Source organism: Sediminibacterium soli (assembly GCF_009939225.1).
GTDB lineage: Bacteria > Bacteroidota > Bacteroidia > Chitinophagales > Chitinophagaceae > Sediminibacterium > Sediminibacterium soli.
This window is the reverse complement of record NZ_JAACJR010000008.1, coordinates 1,657,298-1,674,424: the sequence shown is the minus strand read 5'-3', so window position 1 is coordinate 1,674,424 and position 17,127 is coordinate 1,657,298. Positions and strand designations below refer to the sequence as shown.

Here is a 17,127-nt window from a genome sequence, read left to right as displayed (position 1 = left end):
AAGAGGGATACGACGATATTTCCATCGCGCATATCCTGTAAAGATCGCCGCCACACTTCGCAGTAAACCAATGGGCCGCCCGGGTAATCGCCCGATAACCCCTGTTTTTCACTAACTTTCGCGGGCAATTCTTTCGTATGAAACAGCTTTTGTTCCTGCTGGCAGGGTTTACCTGTATTGATATGGCCGTGGCGCAGAAAGGCATCAGGGGCCTGGTAAATGCGGAACGGCGTTTTGCCGAGTTCACCGCCACCCATACCGTTAAAGAGGGTTTTCTGAAGTATATGGACAGCGCGGGTGTGATCTTTCGCCAGGGAGTTGACATCAATGCGATGGATACTTATAAAAGACAAACCGCATCGCCGGGAGTGCTCAGCTGGGAGCCTGTATTTGCCGTGATAAGTGCTTCGGGCGATATGGGTATTACCACAGGCCCCTACGAATTCAGGCTGAAGCCCGAAGATACCGCAACGGGCCGCGGCACTTTCTTTTCCATATGGCGTATCAGCAGGCAGGGCGAGTGGAAAGTTCTTGCCGATTTTGGCACCGGCTATACAAAGAAAGCGCCCGAACAGGAGCTGAGACAGATCGTACTTTCCAAAACCAGCAGTGCGCCGGGCCTGGTGGAGGAGATCATACAGCTCGACAAAAAATTCAACAGGGCGATACAGGAAAAAAATATGGGGGCATGGATGCCTTTTATTTCTTCCGACTCGCGGTTTAATATGGATGCACAGTTTCCGGCCACGGGAATGCTGCAGATCGCAGATGCCATGCAGAAAGTTCCGGCCGGACTGATCATCGCCACCAAAACGGGTGAGCTATCGGCCGCGGGCGACCTGGCCTATACCTATGGCATGGTTGCCAATGGACCGGTGAAAAACAATTACCTCCGCGCATGGATCTACCGCAACGGACAATGGCAGGTGATTGCACAAACACTGAAATGGTAAATCCCGCAGGGGCATCGCTTACGCCAATGCCTAACCGATAATCATCAGCTTGGCATAGTTGAGCATGATCTTTTTTTCACCGTTCTGGGTGAAGCTGATCGTGGCAACAGGGTTGTGTGCGGATCCTTCTATCCTGAGTATGGTGCCGAAGCCGAATTTCTGGTGTTCCACTTTCTGACCGGCTTCCAGTACGGAAATATCACTCGCCACAAAATTGCTGCTGGCTTTGTGCCCCACAATTTTTGCAGCAGGAGGTGCAATGGGCAGGTATTCCGGTTTTTTATTCTCGGGTTTTTTGGAGGGCGGTGGTCCGTACCTTCTTTCCGCCTGTGCGTTATCGCCATAACCAAAACCGCGCTGCATGCGCTCAAAAGCGCTGCCCCGGTTATCGGATGTATTTCTTGCGCCGCCGCCTGCATAGGCTTTGTCGAGGTACTGTTCGGGCATTTCTTCGATAAACCTGCTGGGATCGTTCTGCACCAGTTGCCCGAAACGATAGCGTGCGTTGGCATAGCTCAGCCATAAACGGGCTTTGGCGCGTGTTACGGCCACATAGAACAAACGCCGTTCTTCTTCCAGTTCCTCGCGGGTATTGATGCTCATCGCATTCGGGAAAAGCGTTTCCTCCAGACCGGCAACAAACACACAATCGAATTCGAGCCCTTTTGCCGCGTGAATCGTCATGAGTTTTACGGCATCGCTGTTTTCCTTATCGTCGTCGGCATCTGTCAGCAAGGTGATCTGCTGCAGGTAGCTTCCCAGTCCTTTATCACCCACTTCTCCGTATTCATTGGACGGGCTTTCGGTCCATTCTTTAATAGAGTTCAGCAATTCCTGTATGTTCTCGTAACGGGCGAGGCCTTCGGTGGTCTTGTCGCTGAACAGTTCCTTTACCAGGCTGGTGTGCTTGCCCACCTGTACAGCCACATCGTAGGCATTGTTTTCCGCCAGCAGGCTCTGGAAATAGCGGATCATCGTTACAAAATTCTGTAATGACTCGAGCGTGCCTGCTTTAAAACCGAATTCGGCGGCGCGTACCAGCACTTCGTACATGGGTATGTTCTGCTCGTTGGCAAAAGTGGCTGCTTTTTCGAGTGTGGTTTTGCCGATGCCGCGTGCGGGATAGTTGATGATGCGTTTCAGCGCCTCATCGTCTTTTGTGTTAACCACTATCCGCAGGTAGCCAAGCATATCCTTTATCTCCTTGCGCTGGTAAAAGCTGGTTCCGCCGTAAATCCGGTAGGTGATGCCCATTCTTCTGAGGCTCTCTTCGAAAGAACGGCTCTGCGAATTGGTGCGGTACAATATGGCGAAATGCCGGTTATGGTAATGGTTACGCAGTTTCTGCTCCTGAATGGTATCGGCAACAAACTTTCCCTCGTCGTTATCCGTCATGGTGCGCACCAGGCTGATCTTTTCGCCCACGCCGTTTTCGGTCCAGAGGCTTTTGTGTATCTGCCCCTTGTTATTGGCGATCACTTCATTGGCCACATTGAGGATGGTCTGGCTGCTGCGGTAGTTCTGTTCCAGTTTTACCACTTTTACATCGTCGTAATCTTTCTGGAACTGCAATATGTTCTCGATGGTGGCACCGCGGAAGCTGTAAATGCTCTGCGCATCATCGCCCACCACACAGATGTTCTCGTGAACGGCCGCCAGTAATTTGGTGATCTGGTACTGAACCGGGTTGGTATCCTGGTACTCGTCGATGAGTATATACCGGAACTTATGCTGGTATTTGTGCAGCACTTCGGGAAAATCCTTGAGCAGCTCGTACATCTTCAGCAGCAGGTCGTCGAAATCCATTGCGCCGTTCTTAAAGCAACGTGCGGAATAAGCGGCATAGATCTGCGCAATGGCAGGTCTGTTGGAGCGCATGTCTTCCTGCTGAATATAGTGATCCAGGGCGTATTCCGCCGGTCCCACCAATGCATTCTTGGCAGAGGAGATACGGTTGTGTACGGTGCTGGGTTTGTAATGCTTGTCATCGAGGTTCATTTCGTTGATGACGGCTTTTAACACCGAACGGCTGTCGTCCGTATCGTAAATGGTGAAATTGTTGGGAAAACCGATGCGATGTGCTTCGGCCCTCAACACGCGGGCAAATACGCTGTGAAAGGTGCCGATATACAGGTTGCGCGCCTCGGTATTCTGCAGGATTTTTTCAACACGCTCCTTCATTTCGGCTGCGGCCTTGTTGGTGAAGGTGAGCGCGAGTATGTTGAACGAATCCACCCCATTGGCCATCAGGTGTGCAATACGGGTGGTCAGTACCTTGGTTTTGCCGCTGCCCGCCCCGGCAATGATCATCAGCGGGCCATTGATATGGGTAGCCGCCTCGAGCTGCGGCTCATTCAATCCCTTCAAATAGTCTTGCATGCTGCGAAGATAAATCCCGCAGGCGGGAAAACCTGTGGTGTGTATATCTCGACCGGCCACGGCAAATGCCTCTGTGGTTTTGGTTACACTGGTCTAAACAATACGGCCATTTAGCATAGAATCAACCCCCCGACAGCCCGGCCGGTGCATATAATTGCCCGTTTTTTATCATGCCAGAATGGATGGTTTTAACATTTTTAACAGGTTTGCGCAGTTTAAAAACAAAGCCTGAACCGGGAGCCAGCCATACTTTAACAAATCGCATATCCCATCTTGTTAAAAGGCAATATCACAACATCTGATTAACGTTCATTTCGTTGCGTTATTTCTACATTTGTGCTCCAATTAATCGGCACAACCAAATTCTTCTGCACTTTTTCCTAATCAAAAAAAGTCAACAGCAAGATGCAACAATTGAAGAAAAAAATTCAAAGCTGGCACGCCGCAACGCTCATCCTTCTTTTGATTTGTATGAGTTTCGCGTTTATCCACCCGGAAAATGTGTCGGCAAAAAGAACACTGGTGGCAGCGGCAACCACCACCAACAGCACCGTTAGCCTGGTGGAAGAGAAAATGGGTTTGTATGACAGCCTCGACCTTGACGACAAGGGTCTTTCCAAAAAAGCGTTCGAATATGCGCTTACCGGCTACAACCGGCTGCTCAGCAGCGGACGCATCGTAAAGGACAATATCCTTTCCATTCTTGATTTTTCACTGCCTTCCGGAAAGAAGCGGTTGTTTGTGATCGACCTGGCCACCGGTCAGCTGCTGTTCAATACCTATGCAGCGCATGGCCGTAATTCAGGCGCCGATATGGCCACACGTTTTTCCAACAAGAACAACAGTCACCAAAGCAGCCTCGGGTTTTACATTACCGGCACTATCTACACAGGCAAGCATGGAGAATCCTTGCGCCTGATGGGCGAAGAAAAAGGGTTTAACGACAATGCATTTGCCCGCGGCATCGTCATGCACAGCGCCGCCTATGCAGACGAAGAGATCGTAGCCCGCCAGGGTTTTATCGGACGCAGCCAGGGTTGCCCCGCTTTACCGCAGAATATCTCGAAAGAGATCATCGGTAAGATAAAAGACGGCAGCTGTCTTTTCCTGTACAGTCCCGACACTTACTATACATCGCATTCCCAGCTTATCAACGGATAGATATGAACAGAAACCACTTATACAAAAACAGCCCGGTAGTATGGGCTGTTTTTTATTTGTGCAGGTATCAAACATTTGTGATTGCGACCTGGTAAATTCCTTTAAAGCCGCTGCCGAGAGAGATAAAAATCCACCAATCTTCTACAGAAACATTTTCTGGGCTACATTCTTATCATTGCCATAGATATCATCCCTGAACTGGAGCTGGTTGTTCTCATCTATCCAGGCCGTGTAATAAGTGATGATCACCGGCACCGCATTTTTCAGTTTCACGGTTTTTTCAACACCTGCGTGCATGGCTTCGTCGATCTTTTCGGGTGTCCACTCGGGCGAATCCTGCAAGAGGTAATTGGCCATCCATACCGGGTCGCCCAGCCGGATACAGCCATGGCTGAATGCGCGGTTGTCTTTTTCAAACAGGCTCTTGGCGGGTGTATCGTGGAAATAGATATTGAAGCTGTTCGGGAAAAGGAATTTGACAAGACCCAATGAATTCTTAGGCCCCGGACGCTGGCGCATTTCGGGAGTGCCGCCGCCCTTGCTTACGATCTCCATATCGTTTTGTTCCAGATAGGCGCCGTTGCGGCTCAGGGCTGGCAGTATTTCATTACGCACTATACTTGGGGGAATATTCCAGTAAGGACTGAAGACCACATATTCCAGGTCATCAGAGAACATAACGGTGGTATGTCCCTCCTTACCCACCACCACCGGCATATGCCGCACATGGTTCTCACCTTCCGTTACGTGCAGGGTGAATTCAGGAATGTTTACCGTAAGCAGTTTTCCTTCTTTGCGCGTAGGCATCCAGCGCATGCGTTCCATGTTCACGAGTAACTGTTTTACCCTGTCGAGCGCAGAAACATTCAGGCTCCTGATCACCAGGGGACCTATTTTTCCGTCGGGTGTCATGCCATGTGTTGCCTGGTATTTTTTTACCGCTTCTTCCAGCTCAGGAGTAAACAAACGGGAGGTGTCTGCCGTCTCCAGCTCGCCGGTTACCGCCAGCCGGCTTTTGATATAGGGTATTTCGGGGAATTTTTTCCCCAGAGCATATTTGGTTTTGGATACAGGTATGGTATCCCAGTTACCCTTCCTGGCAATGGGGGCGTATTTCTTTAGTTGTTCGCGAAGTCCGTTGTAAGCAGGACTGATCTTCGCGAATTTTTCCGCGTCCTCGCTTTTGCGAGAGAGCAGGGAATCGGCCAGGTCGAGCGGGTTCTGTTTTTTGATCGGTATAAAACTTTCGAGATTGCGCAGCTCTATGTTATCATCTTTATAAGAGTCGAGAATGAATTGCACGAATCGCTTAGACAGCTGCAGTTCTATGGCAATGATCGCCGGATCGGCAGGATCGATCTTCTGATCATGCCGGATCAGGTTATCCAGTTGCTGGTCGAGTTTTTTGTTAACGCTGTCTGTCTTGTATTTAAAAAGACTCCGGAAGCCCAGCGCCTGTTCTGTCAGTCCTTTCGAATCAAACCAGGCATATTCAAAATTGCGCATATTGTAGAAGTCGCGCATATTGGAAGAGACACTGTCGTTCAACGCCTTGGCTGCGATAAATTTTTCAAACCCGAGACTGTCGAGGAAAATATCGTTGTATGCATTTTCTTTTGTGATGGAATAATCCCTTGCATATATATCTTCTTCCACTTTCTCCGAATTGATGATGCGCTGCCAGATACGACGGGTTCTGGTTTTGCAACTGGTGCATACGAGCAGCGCGAGCAGCGCGGCGAAGACTATTTTTTTGGTCATACACTAAAAATACAAAAGCCATGCCTTCCAACCGAACGGCGGGTACGGTATCTTTAGCAAGTGCAACACGTTGAATTTATCGATACGGAACATTTTGCAAACCGGTACCACCGCAGGCAGGCAACCGGGCGGCTGCAACTGTTTATCGACTTTTTCTGGGAAACGGATTTCGACCGTTTGTGGCAGCAATACCCGAGCGGGTTCTCCGATATACTTTTTCCCAATACGGGGTATACCTACCTGCTCAATCTGGGTACGCCGTTCACCATGCAGCTGGGCGAAAAAAAATTCCCGATGCGCACAGATGGGTTCCTGCCGCGTAACCGCGCGCTGGAATGTTTTCATCACAAAGACAACCGGTTGTTTGGCATCAAGTTCAAAACCTCGCCGATCATTTTTGAGAAAAAAGTGAATTTTTCGGAGTACAGGGATGCTATCTATCCGCTGAGTTACCTGGTGGATCCGGTTGTTGTCAGGGAAGCAAAAGCGGCAGCTTCTTTTCAGGAACGTATTGAGCTACTGTCGGTGTATTTTTCCAGGCTCATCAGGCAATACGATGGCTCGCTGCTGCCGGTGGAAGTGGTTACCGATGTATTTTCTTCCACAAACGGCGAAGGGTATTTTCACCGGCCTGTTACAGAACTGGCCAACGAGTACGGCATTTCTTCCAGAACCCTGCAGCGGTATTTTGAGACGCATACGGGCATCGGCACCAAAAAAGCGCTGCAGATACTCCGTATCAGGAAGGCCGTGGAGCAGCTGGTGACAGACCCCGGCGGTTTTGACTGCGCTGCGTACGGTTACTACGATCACAGCCATTTTTACAAACACCTGAAGCAGTTTCTCGACAAGAAGAATATGGAACTGTTCAGCCCGCATATCCTGCTGCTGGAGAAACTGCATGGTCGAAAGAAATAGCAACCCATGGTCCTTGATCAGTTACCCGCCCGTTGTCTTTCTTCTTCGGAGGCGGTTGTTCTTTTTCTCGCGGCCTGCACGGTGGTCTTGCCAAACCGGTAGGTGAAGCTAAGGTTGGCCACCCTTGTTTCGCGGCTGGCATGCCATTTTTCTACATAATTATTATAGGTGATGACCGCTTTTGGCAGGGTGGTCCAGAAAATATCCGTGATGTTGAAACGCAGTGTTCCCTTGTTTTTCAATACCGACTTCTGCACGCCTGCGGCAACCGCCCATTGCGGATCGGTTACCATAAACCCGTACTGACCGCCGCTGCTGAAGTTGCCGTTAAATTCCAGCACCCAGCCTTTTTTCAGTGTGAACGTGTTGTTCATCCGGTAATCAAAAGCCAGGCGGCCCCTGTTAAGCTGCGTAACACCGATGCTGCCATGGAATGTATTGTAGTAAGCATTGATATTGTTGACCATGTTCCAGTATTTGCCGATACGCAGCGGCGCGGCAACCGTAACACCATAGTACTCTGTTGAACTTAGGTTAATGGGCATCTGCACCGTTACATTATCCGGCTGCAGTATACCCGGAAAGGCATCCCTGAATAACAGGATGGTGATATTCTGCGCCTGTGTGGTTTTGCTGTATCCCAGCGTAAAATTGATATTCTTCAGCGTGTAGCTCATTTCATAAGACCAGGTAAACTGCGGCAACAGCCAGGGGTTGCCGGTTGCATAGGTGGTTACGTCTATCAGGAACAGGAAGGGATTGAGCTGCGAATATCCCGGCCTGTCTATGCGACGGCTTACAGAAATGCCCAGGGTCTGGTCTTCTTTGAGTTTATAGTTAAAGAAGGCACTGGGGAACAGCTGGAAATAGCTCGAGTCAAAATACGAATTGCCTTTTACCTGGTGGGTCTTTAACCGGGTATGTTCTCCGCGCAACCCCAGCTGCATATTGAATTTTCCATACTCTTTGCTGAAGTTCAGGTAGGCCGCGTTGTTGTATTCGTCATAAAAGAAGCGGTTGGTTTTATTCGGGTCATCCACCGCCGTGCCACTGCTCCTGTCCCAGAACTTGGCATCGTTGTCTGATGAAACATAGCTGGTCTTATAACCTGTTTCGAAACGGGCACCTTTTGGTAAAGGGTTGGTATAATCCAGTTTTGCGGTGCGCAGGGTTAGTGTGCCGCGCTGGTCTCCATCCAGCAGGTAGGCCGGTTTGGCCGGAGTGCCATTGAGCTGGTAATAGCTGGTATGGTTAAAGCTGATGGCGTCTGATCGGTATACGCCATAATCCGCATCTGCGGTAAGTTCTTTGCCGGTGGTATTGAATGCGTGTTTGAAATTAACATTGACCACGATGTTATCGTTATTGCTATTGTTACCCGACCGGGTGGCGAAAGTGGATACCAGTTGACGGTTATCGTTGATCACCAGGGAGGCGTTACTGGCATCGACCCGGAAATCGCCGGTATTCTGTGTAACTACAAACCCGAGAATGTTCTTTTTACCGGGGAAGAAATCGGCGCCGGCGCGTATTGCATGAAAGCTTGCCGTACTGTAGATGCTGTTGTCTTTCAGATCGCCGCCGTTGTATTTGTTGTTGGTATAAAAATTCCGGTCGAGCACCAGGTGGTTGAAATTAGCACGGTAGGAATAATTGTAATTGCCGAACAGGTTCATTGCTTTATTGCGGTAATTGAAAGTGGTGCCGGTATTGGTTTTGGGATAAACGCCCTGGCCATAGCCTGCCGTCACCGTTCCGTTAAAGCCCAGGCGCTGGTCTTTTTTCATCCGGATATCGATGATGCCGGAATTGCCCGCTGCATCGTACCGCGCGGAAGGATTGGTAATGATATCGATCCTTTCGATAGCGCTGGACGGCAGCCCGCGGAGGTAATTGGCAAGATCGGCGCCGCTCAAAGGGGTGGGTTTGCCATCGATCATGATAATGACACCCTGTTTGCCGCGCAGCCCGATGGCATCGTTCTGGTCCACAGCCACACCCGGTGCGCGCTCCAGCACATCCATCGCAGAGCTGCCTGCGCTTACAATGCTGTTATCTACATTCACCACCAGCCGGTCTGAAAGTTTCTGCAGAAAGGGTTTCCGTGCCGTTACCACCACTTCACCCACCTGCGCCGCTGAAGGGTTGAGCCGGAGCGGCGGACCCTGCGGACCCGGCTGTTCCGCAGAAACCGTGAACACTGCCGAATACACCGTTGTATAATTGATAAATGAGGCCCTGATCAGATAACTGCCGGTACGCACTCCCTCAAAATCGGCCACGCCGTTCCTGTCGCTGATGGCTGTTCTGGCCAGCGTACTGTCTTTTGCCTTCAACAGTTCCACCGTGACATTTTCGATCGCATCCTGCTGCGCACCGAATATGGTAACAGATACTTTGCCTTTTGCATCCTGGCTGTGAACGGCGGTAGCCGCTGCCAGCAAACCGATCATAAACGCGGTGATCTTACGCATACCTTCCTTGTTTTGCCAAAGATGCTGGTAAACGACAAAATTCGTACATGCGTATTTACAGGCTGCGCAATAGCGTGGTTGAATGGAAGCCGGCCGGAAAACGGATGTCCGTTTTTTACATGAAAGAAGGTGGTGCACTTGGTCAGTCTGTCCTGAAAACACCCGTGTAGTGCAGTACGGTTTTATACAGGTCTTCGGGAACAAATGGTTTGATGACGATATCGTTCATACCCGTTTCCCTGATCCGTTCCTCCACATCTCTCGGCAGGCTGGCGGTGAGGGCAACGATCGGCAGGGTCAGTCCTTTCTGGCGCATCATACGCGTGGCATTGTAACCGTCCATTACCGGCATATGCATATCCATTAACACGATGGCATGTTTGTCGGGGTCAACTATATCCAGGGCTTCCTGTCCGTGGAGGGCGATATCGACCTCTGCGCCCCATCTCTCCAGGAAAGTTCTTGCAACGATGATGTTCACTTCGCTGTCTTCCACCAGCAGGATGCATTTGCCGCTGAGTGGTTTGCTTTCTTCTGGTGGTAATTCGTTGCTCGCCGGTGCCATAGATTGATTGGATTTGATCACTTTTGGGAACGTCTGTGTAAAATAAAAAACAGAGCCTTTTCCGGGGGTGCTTTGCAGTTGCAGCTGGCTTCCCTGCAGTTCCAGCAAACGTTTACAGATGGCAAGCCCCAGACCCGTGCCACCAAAATTACGTGAAGTAGAGGTATCTGCCTGTGTGAACTGTTCAAAGATCAGCTGTTGTTTATCGGGAGCGATGCCGATGCCGGTATCCGTTACTTTTATCTTCAGCGTAACTGCCTGGTCGTTCTGTTCTTTTACCTGTATGTCAAGCAGCACATATCCCTGTTTGGTGAATTTGATGGCGTTGCCCAGCAGGTTGGTGAGCACCTGGGAAAGCCTGGTGGGATCGCCTATCACGGCCTGCTTCAGCAAAGGATCGATGTGCAGGCGGAGATCGATGTTCTTCTCCTCGGCCGCTATGCGTAAACCGGAGAACAGGTTGCGTACAATGGCGGGCAGGTCCATATCGATGGCTTCGAAATTGACCTTGCCGGCTTCGATTTTGTTATAATCGAGGATATCGTTTACGATGGCCAGCAGGTTATTGGCCGAGAACAGCAGCACCTCCAGCTGTTCTTTCTGTTCCTTGCGCGGGTTATCGCGGAGGATGATATGCGTCATACCCAATATCGAATTCAGCGGCGTGCGTATTTCGTGCGACATGGTTGACAGAAACTCGTTCTTGGCTCCCAGTGCTTTTTCAGCCTGCTGTTTTGCCTGTTTGAGGGCGTGCGCAAAGCGGAAAGACATAATCAGCGACTGCAGGAAGAAAAAGCTGATATAGCCCGCGAACAGTATGCCTTGCTGCGGTTGCACGAAACCGAAATACTGCAGGTTGATCACAACAAAAACCAGGAACACAACCCCCGAACTCAGCAGCGCATAACTGGCGCCCACGCGCTTGTTGCGCATGGCTTTGATGTAGATCACAAATGCGTAGGCGATAACCCCGAACATAACCACCAGGAATGGATTGATGAGCTGGGTGAACACCGCCGGCGGCGAAACGATTACCAGCGCCGCCAGACCCAGGCAGGCCCATACCAGCGCGCCCAGGATGTACTTATTGGAGTCTTCTTTATAAAGCATCCGGGTATACAGTACAAAAAAGGTAACGCTTACAAAAAGACTCAGGTATTCGAGGTGAACGGTAACAGACCAGGGTATATCGGGAAATATGGAGTGCAGCACATACAAACGCGCGCCGATGATGCGGTAACTGTAGGTAATGGCGAACAGCGCGAAGTACAGCATTGCTTTATCATGCCGGCCAAACAGGAACAGACCAAAAAAGAACAGACCGCCCATGAACAGGCAACCCGTCAGCACCAGGTCGAAGGCAAAGCCGATATCTCTTTTCTGTACGAGGTAATCGAAATCGCCCACCAGCATTTCCTTGTAGGGGCCGCCTTTGGAATGCCAGTAATTGGCAACATGCAGCACAATGCGCAGCGTATCGGTTGTTCCTTTGAGCTCCACCGTCCGGTTCAGCCATTTGGGAACGGCTCTTTTGGCAATACTGTCCGGGTTGCCGGCCTCGGCCAGTTCTTTTCCGTTCACAAACAAACGGTAGCTGGTATAAGTGTCGGGCACCTGCAGCGCCAATTGGTTGGTATGCGGGGGAAGCAATACGGTTACCGCATAGCTGGCATATCCTATATCGGGAAATTTTTTTCCGTTCACTGTGGTATTGCGCCAGAGTTTGGGAAATGGGATAAAAGCGGTGGGAGAGGGAAGCGAATCTCCGGGAACGATCAGCCGTTTCCAGTAAAAAGCCCAGTTACCATTCAGCGAAACCGGTTGCCGGCTCAGATCTGTATTGCGCAGGTCAACCAGGCCATCCTGCATCCCCGTTTTGCCTGGTGGCTGCGCGTTAATAACCGATGCCTGGCAGCAGATAACAGTAAAAACCAGCAGACGCAGCCAAATGGTGGTGATGCCCTTCATAGACGCAGATAACAGTGTTTGTAGGCGTACGAATTTACTAAAATAATTCCGGGGCATGTTTTCATTCTCGTCATTTATCGATTATTTTCATTGTTCCTGAAAGACTTCATTATTGTCAAAACGTTTTAAACCCGCCGTATGAAACAATTGCTGCTTTTGCTTGTTATGAGCACGATCTTGCTGTCTGCCCATGCGCAGCCTACAGATAAACGCCTGCAGCGCCGGTTATCGGAAATGTTCCGGGATTACCCGGGCAGCATCGGCATCTATGTGCACGACCTGAAAAAGAATAAGATCGTTGCCATCAATGCCGATACCGTTTTTCCGACTGCGAGCATGGTCAAGATTCCCATACTTACCGGTATCATGCACAAACTGGAATCGGGGGAGCTGAATTATCACCAGACGCTTACCTACAGGGACTCGCTGCTCTATGAGGGCGTTGATATACTGGGCTCTTTTAAAAACAATGAAAAGATAGAACTGAGCAAACTGATGATGCTGATGCTTACCATGAGCGATAATACCGCCAGTTTATGGCTGCAGAGTCTTGCCGGTACCGGCACACGCATCAACGAACTGATGGACAGCCTGGGTATGCGGTATACCCGCGTGAACAGCCGTACGCCAGGCCGCGAAAATAACCGGGCAGAGTATGGCTGGGGCCAGACAACCCCCCTGGAAATGGCCACACTGATGGAGAAGATCGTTCGCAAAGAAGTGATCAATGCCGCCGCCAGCGAAAAAATGCTGCGGTTGCTGGGAAGAAATTACTGGGACGAAGTGGCTGTGTCTGCCATTCCCGCCGATGCGTTCGTGGCAAGCAAGAACGGAGCCGTGAATGCCACCCGGAACGAAGTGGTGTTTGTGAACGCAAAAAAAAGCCGCTATCTTTTCTGTATCTGCACAAAGAATAACAAAGACACCAGCTGGGAGCCCGGCAATGCGGCCTGGGTGCTTACACGCGCGGTTTCTGCCCTGCTGTGGAAATATTATAACTGATCAGAGTGTAACCAGCCCTTTCCTGATGGCTTCGAGCGCAAGACCCACCCGGCTCTGTACATTGAGTTTACCGAATAAGGATTCGCGGTAGCCGTCGATGGTGCGTTCGCTGAGGTGCATCAGCGATGCGATCTCCCGGTAGGTAAGATCGGAACAGGCATGCTGCAGGAACCGTTTTTCGCGCTCGTTGATCGGGGGCAGGGGGTTCTTCTCCGCCTCGGGCAGACGGCGAAAATGGATATTGTTGGAATCGGGATTGTAATATCCCCTGACAGCGATCTCTTCCAGCGCTTTTTCAAGTTCGTCGGGATGCGTTTCCTTCAGCATATAGGCGCAGCAACCGGCTTTCAGCATATCGATGATGATGTTTTCCTCATCATTCATGGAAAGCGCCACCAATTTTACACCGGGATGGTGTGCCGATAACCACCTGGCGGTGTCGATACCGTTCATTACCGGCATATTCACATCTATCAGCATGATATCGGGAACCGGTTTGCCGGCAGTCAGTTTCTCCTGCAGGTCTTTTCCGTTACCCGCTTCTATCACCACCTCGTAATCCCGGAAACTCCTCAGCATAAGTCCGAGCGATTTGGCGAACAGGATATGGTCGTCGATGATGCCGATGGTTGTTTTCATTCGTTAGTCTGGTTAACCGGTAAGCTGATCTCCACCACGGTGCCGCCTCCGGGACGGGTATGCCACTGCACACTGCCGCCCAGCAGGGCTGTACGGTGTTTGATATTGCGGAGCCCGAGCCCTTTCGGTGCATCGTCCCCGACAAAACCAATGCCGTCGTCACTGATATGCAATGTAAGGTGGCCGGGGTATTTTACGATCCTGATCACCGCTTTTTTTGCCTGCGCGTGTTTGATCACGTTCTGTACGATCTCCTGCACAATACGGAACAGGATGATCTGCTGCCCGGGTGCAAGCGGCAGGGTTTCGGGGCGGCTGAATTCGATATGCAGGGTTTGCGCAGAATGGATACGGCTGATCTCGGCCTCGAGGTTTTCGACGAAATTGAACTGTGACAGCCAGTCTTTATCGAGCGATTTAGACAAAGCGCGCAGCTCCTGTATGGCCTGTCCAAGCGTTTGTCCGGCGGTGATCAGCGTTTCGGGAACGGCGGCAAGGCTTCTTTCGGTAACACCGATCAGTAATTTGGTGCTGTTGAGCAGCTGGCCGATGTTATCATGCAGCTCGCGGCTCACCACGTTGAGGGTTTCTTCCTGTGTTTCGAGCTGCGACTGCATGAGCTGTCTGTCGAATTCGGCAGCCATCAGTTCTTTTTCCTCGAAATGTTTTTTCTTGCGTTCGTTGTACAATCTTACATAGGTGATCAGCGCCGCCGCCGCGATAAAAAGACAGCAACTGCTGATGATTACGATAAAGACGATGTCGTTTGGCGATACCTGCATACAAATGAATAACTCCAGCAGCCGTAAAATATGAAATTAAGCAACGTGTAGATAATGTACCGCACCGGTATATGCTGCTTCTCGTAAATATTGGCCAGGTATTTAAAGAATACATTACAGGCCGTACCGCCGAGATAAAAGAAAAACAGCGCGGTCACTATCCAGAAAGGAGCATGCTGATAGATATCAACATACTCCTCTTTTTTCAGAAAATAATAGAAATAAAAACAGCAGATGGTGAGTATGCCCACCGATGCCGCGGAATTGCTCCATACGCTGTATTCGTTAAACCCGCTGGCGATACCTTCATAGGCATATAAAAGGCCAAACAGCGCCAGGAAGGAAACAGCCAGGTATTTTACCGGGAAATAGCCATTGCAGATCTTGTACAGCAGGTAATACTTGAACAGCATTTCAACCGGCAGGTACAGGTTGTACAGCCAGTGATTGGGAACATTCATGGAAAGCATGGCATGTCCGGCTATTTCCACCATTACGGTAAACAGCATGAACCACCTGATATAGCCCCAGAAGGAATCTTTTATTCCCGCGAGAAACCTGATTGCAAAAATCAAACAAACCAACTCCGCGATCTGCGTAAACGGAAACAGCATAATTCTATTTATGGATAAGTACTTCCTGTATCATAGGTGGTGTCGCCAACCGGTGGCTCCGGATCCGGCGGTAACGGGGGTTCTGCGCCAAGGGTCGGTGCGGCAGGCTCCATATGGATACCGGTTACCGGGTTGTTGATCGCCAGCACCTGCTGGTTCGGTTTGTCTTCCCTGAAGCGTGTGGCCACCAGCATAAAGGTGATCTTGTTGTTCCTGTACCCGGGTATGATCGCCACGCCGATCTCATTGGCGGGAACGGGTTTGGCCGGATCGGGGTTAACGGTTTGCTCTGCCGCATCCAGGAAAGCGCGCAGTTCGTCTACCGTAAAGCAAACGGCCTGGGGCGCATGTTTGAATTCGGGTACATTTTTTACCAGTTTCTGGAAAGCATCACCTATCAGGCGACCCTCTCCTTTGGGCAGTTTGCCCCGTAGTTTTGGATTGTCTTGTGCCATAAACAGTTGATTTTGGGTATAAGGAACAATATTCCACTATTTCGCGGGATAAAAAACCGGGAAAATCCCCCTTTTTTGCCTGCACCTGAAAATACCGTTGAAACGCTGCCGATTCTCTGCTTATCTTTTGGCAATGGATCCCAACAAGCAACCGGCCCATCGCATCAGAGCCATCATCAGCGGCTCGGTGGGTAACCTGGTGGAATGGTACGACTGGTACGCCTATGCGGCATTCTCTGTTTATTTTGCACCCGTATTTTTTCCGGGTAAGGATGCAACGGCCAACCTGCTGAATACCGCGGGTATATTTGCCGTTGGCTTCCTGATGCGGCCGATAGGCGGCTGGCTGTTCGGCAGCCTGGCAGACCGCAGGGGAAGAAAATGGTCGATGACGCTTTCCGTGCTGCTGATGTCGCTGGGCTCTCTGACCATTGCCTTAACGCCTTCCTACCGGCAGATCGGTATTGCGGCGCCGGTATTGTTGCTGCTGGCCAGGCTGCTGCAGGGCCTGAGCGTTGGCGGAGAATACGGTACGGCAGCCACCTATCTCAGCGAAATGGCCACCAGCAACCGCCGCGGTTTCTATTCCAGCTTTCAGTATGTAACACTGATTGGCGGTCAACTGACTGCGGTAGGCGTGCAATTACTGATGCAGTATGTTTTTTTCACCCCGGAACAATTGAGCGGTTGGGCCTGGCGGATACCGTTCTTCATCGGCGCCCTGCTTTCGCTGACCGCTTTTTACCTGCGGCGAAATATGGATGAAACGGAAGCATTCCGCTACGAAACCGCCACGGCGCAAAAAAAAGGTTCGGTGAAGGAACTGTTCAGGCATCCCCGGGCCGTGCTGACCGTTGCCGGACTAACACTGGGCGGAACGCTGGCTTTTTATACCTATACCACCTACATGCAGAAATTTCTGGTGAATACCGTGCATCTGCCAAAGGAAAAAGCTGCGCTGCTCAGTTTTGTTACCCTGTTTATCTATGCAGCCATACAGCCCTTGCTGGGTATGCTGTCAGACCGCGTAGGCCGCAGGCCATTGCTCATCGGTTTTGGCGTGCTGGGAGCCGTATGCACCGTTCCGATACTGACCGCCATTGCTGCAACCACGCAAATGCTGCCGATATTCCTGTTGATGATGGCGGCGCTGGTCATTGTAAGCGGTTATACCTCCATCAACGCGGTGGTAAAGGCCGAACTGTTTCCTGCCGAGATACGCGCACTCGGCGTGGGTTTTCCCTATGCGGTTACTGTAGCCCTGTTTGGCGGCACCGCCGAATACCTGGCCCTCTGGTTTAAGAACAGTGGAAACGAAAGCGGGTATTACTGGTATGCCAGCGCCTGTATATTCGTATCGCTGCTGGTATACATCGGCATGCGGGATACAAAGAAGACATCGCTGATGGACCGGGATCCCGTGCAGTAAAAAAGGTGTATGGAGATGGTTAGATGG

At 50.7% G+C, this 17,127-nt stretch carries 13 protein-coding genes; 5 read left to right on the top strand and 8 right to left on the bottom strand.

What is annotated here, in order from left to right; translation table 11 throughout:
- Positions 1-137: 137 nt before the first annotated feature.
- The gene (locus GWC94_RS14305) at positions 138-953 is read left to right on the top strand and encodes a nuclear transport factor 2 family protein (protein WP_161835686.1); all 816 of its coding nucleotides are present in this window, start codon (positions 138-140) and stop codon (positions 951-953) included.
- 30 nt (positions 954-983) lie between these two features.
- Here the strand turns inward: GWC94_RS14305 and GWC94_RS14300 are convergent, their stop codons facing one another.
- Positions 984-3,332 carry an ATP-dependent helicase gene (locus GWC94_RS14300; protein ID WP_161835685.1) on the bottom strand — a complete coding sequence of 783 codons (2,349 nt, stop codon included), beginning with the start codon at positions 3,330-3,332 and terminating at the stop codon, positions 984-986.
- A gap of 471 nt (positions 3,333-3,803) precedes the next feature.
- Here GWC94_RS14300 and GWC94_RS14295 point away from each other — a divergent pair, with 471 nt between their 5' ends.
- Complete coding sequence (locus GWC94_RS14295; RefSeq protein ID WP_235918544.1) at positions 3,804-4,493, top strand: murein L,D-transpeptidase catalytic domain family protein; 690 nt, start codon at positions 3,804-3,806, stop codon at positions 4,491-4,493.
- A gap of 141 nt (positions 4,494-4,634) precedes the next feature.
- Here GWC94_RS14295 and GWC94_RS14290 read toward each other — a convergent pair whose 3' ends face one another.
- Entirely contained in the window at positions 4,635-6,254 is a 1,620-nt protein-coding gene (locus tag GWC94_RS14290) for a L,D-transpeptidase family protein (protein WP_161835683.1), read from the bottom strand.
- Between the two features lie 60 nt (positions 6,255-6,314).
- Here GWC94_RS14290 and GWC94_RS14285 point away from each other — a divergent pair, with 60 nt between their 5' ends.
- A complete protein-coding gene (locus GWC94_RS14285; protein ID WP_161835682.1) occupies positions 6,315-7,172 on the top strand; it encodes a helix-turn-helix domain-containing protein in 858 nt (285 codons plus the stop codon).
- A gap of 17 nt (positions 7,173-7,189) precedes the next feature.
- Here GWC94_RS14285 and GWC94_RS14280 read toward each other — a convergent pair whose 3' ends face one another.
- Complete coding sequence (locus tag GWC94_RS14280) at positions 7,190-9,646, bottom strand: outer membrane beta-barrel protein (RefSeq protein ID WP_161835681.1); 2,457 nt, start codon at positions 9,644-9,646, stop codon at positions 7,190-7,192.
- 142 nt (positions 9,647-9,788) lie between these two features.
- Complete coding sequence (locus GWC94_RS14275) at positions 9,789-12,179, bottom strand: ATP-binding protein (protein WP_161835680.1); 2,391 nt, start codon at positions 12,177-12,179, stop codon at positions 9,789-9,791.
- Between the two features lie 138 nt (positions 12,180-12,317).
- Here GWC94_RS14275 and GWC94_RS14270 point away from each other — a divergent pair, with 138 nt between their 5' ends.
- A complete protein-coding gene (locus GWC94_RS14270; protein WP_161835679.1) occupies positions 12,318-13,181 on the top strand; it encodes a serine hydrolase in 864 nt (287 codons plus the stop codon).
- On the opposite strand, the gene GWC94_RS14265 is transcribed toward GWC94_RS14270, so the two are convergent.
- The 4 genes from GWC94_RS14265 to GWC94_RS14250 are packed head-to-tail and all read right to left on the bottom strand — an operon-like array spanning position 13,182 to position 15,671.
- On the bottom strand, positions 13,182-13,820 hold the full coding sequence (locus tag GWC94_RS14265) for a response regulator transcription factor (RefSeq protein WP_161835678.1): 639 nt from the start codon (positions 13,818-13,820) through the stop codon (positions 13,182-13,184). It lies immediately after the preceding gene.
- Complete coding sequence (locus GWC94_RS14260) at positions 13,817-14,602, bottom strand: sensor histidine kinase (RefSeq protein ID WP_161835677.1); 786 nt, start codon at positions 14,600-14,602, stop codon at positions 13,817-13,819. The genes GWC94_RS14265 and GWC94_RS14260 overlap by 4 nt, the downstream gene beginning before the upstream one ends.
- Positions 14,566-15,216, bottom strand: a complete 651-nt coding sequence (locus GWC94_RS14255; protein WP_161835676.1) for a hypothetical protein — start codon at positions 15,214-15,216, stop codon at positions 14,566-14,568. The genes GWC94_RS14260 and GWC94_RS14255 overlap by 37 nt, the downstream gene beginning before the upstream one ends.
- 8 nt (positions 15,217-15,224) lie before the next feature.
- The gene (locus tag GWC94_RS14250) at positions 15,225-15,671 is read right to left on the bottom strand and encodes a hypothetical protein (RefSeq protein WP_161835675.1); all 447 of its coding nucleotides are present in this window, start codon (positions 15,669-15,671) and stop codon (positions 15,225-15,227) included.
- Positions 15,672-15,804: 133 nt separating this feature from the next.
- On the opposite strand from GWC94_RS14250, the gene GWC94_RS14245 reads away from it, so the two are divergent.
- Positions 15,805-17,100, top strand: a complete 1,296-nt coding sequence (locus GWC94_RS14245) for an MFS transporter (RefSeq protein ID WP_161835674.1) — start codon at positions 15,805-15,807, stop codon at positions 17,098-17,100.
- Positions 17,101-17,127 lie beyond the last annotated feature (27 nt).

Coding starts and splice junctions, on each gene's coding strand:
- GWC94_RS14305 (WP_161835686.1), top strand. CDS start 138: ATGAAACAGCTTTTGTTCCTGCTGGCAGGGTTTACCTGTATTGATATG.
- GWC94_RS14300 (WP_161835685.1), bottom strand. CDS start 3,332: ATGCAAGACTATTTGAAGGGATTGAATGAGCCGCAGCTCGAGGCGGCT.
- GWC94_RS14295 (WP_235918544.1), top strand. CDS start 3,804: ATGAGTTTCGCGTTTATCCACCCGGAAAATGTGTCGGCAAAAAGAACA.
- GWC94_RS14290 (WP_161835683.1), bottom strand. CDS start 6,254: ATGACCAAAAAAATAGTCTTCGCCGCGCTGCTCGCGCTGCTCGTATGC.
- GWC94_RS14280 (WP_161835681.1), bottom strand. CDS start 9,646: ATGCGTAAGATCACCGCGTTTATGATCGGTTTGCTGGCAGCGGCTACC.
- GWC94_RS14275 (WP_161835680.1), bottom strand. CDS start 12,179: ATGAAGGGCATCACCACCATTTGGCTGCGTCTGCTGGTTTTTACTGTT.
- GWC94_RS14270 (WP_161835679.1), top strand. CDS start 12,318: ATGAAACAATTGCTGCTTTTGCTTGTTATGAGCACGATCTTGCTGTCT.
- GWC94_RS14265 (WP_161835678.1), bottom strand. CDS start 13,820: ATGAAAACAACCATCGGCATCATCGACGACCATATCCTGTTCGCCAAA.
- GWC94_RS14260 (WP_161835677.1), bottom strand. CDS start 14,602: ATGCAGGTATCGCCAAACGACATCGTCTTTATCGTAATCATCAGCAGT.
- GWC94_RS14255 (WP_161835676.1), bottom strand. CDS start 15,216: ATGCTGTTTCCGTTTACGCAGATCGCGGAGTTGGTTTGTTTGATTTTT.
- GWC94_RS14250 (WP_161835675.1), bottom strand. CDS start 15,671: ATGGCACAAGACAATCCAAAACTACGGGGCAAACTGCCCAAAGGAGAG.
- GWC94_RS14245 (WP_161835674.1), top strand. CDS start 15,805: ATGGATCCCAACAAGCAACCGGCCCATCGCATCAGAGCCATCATCAGC.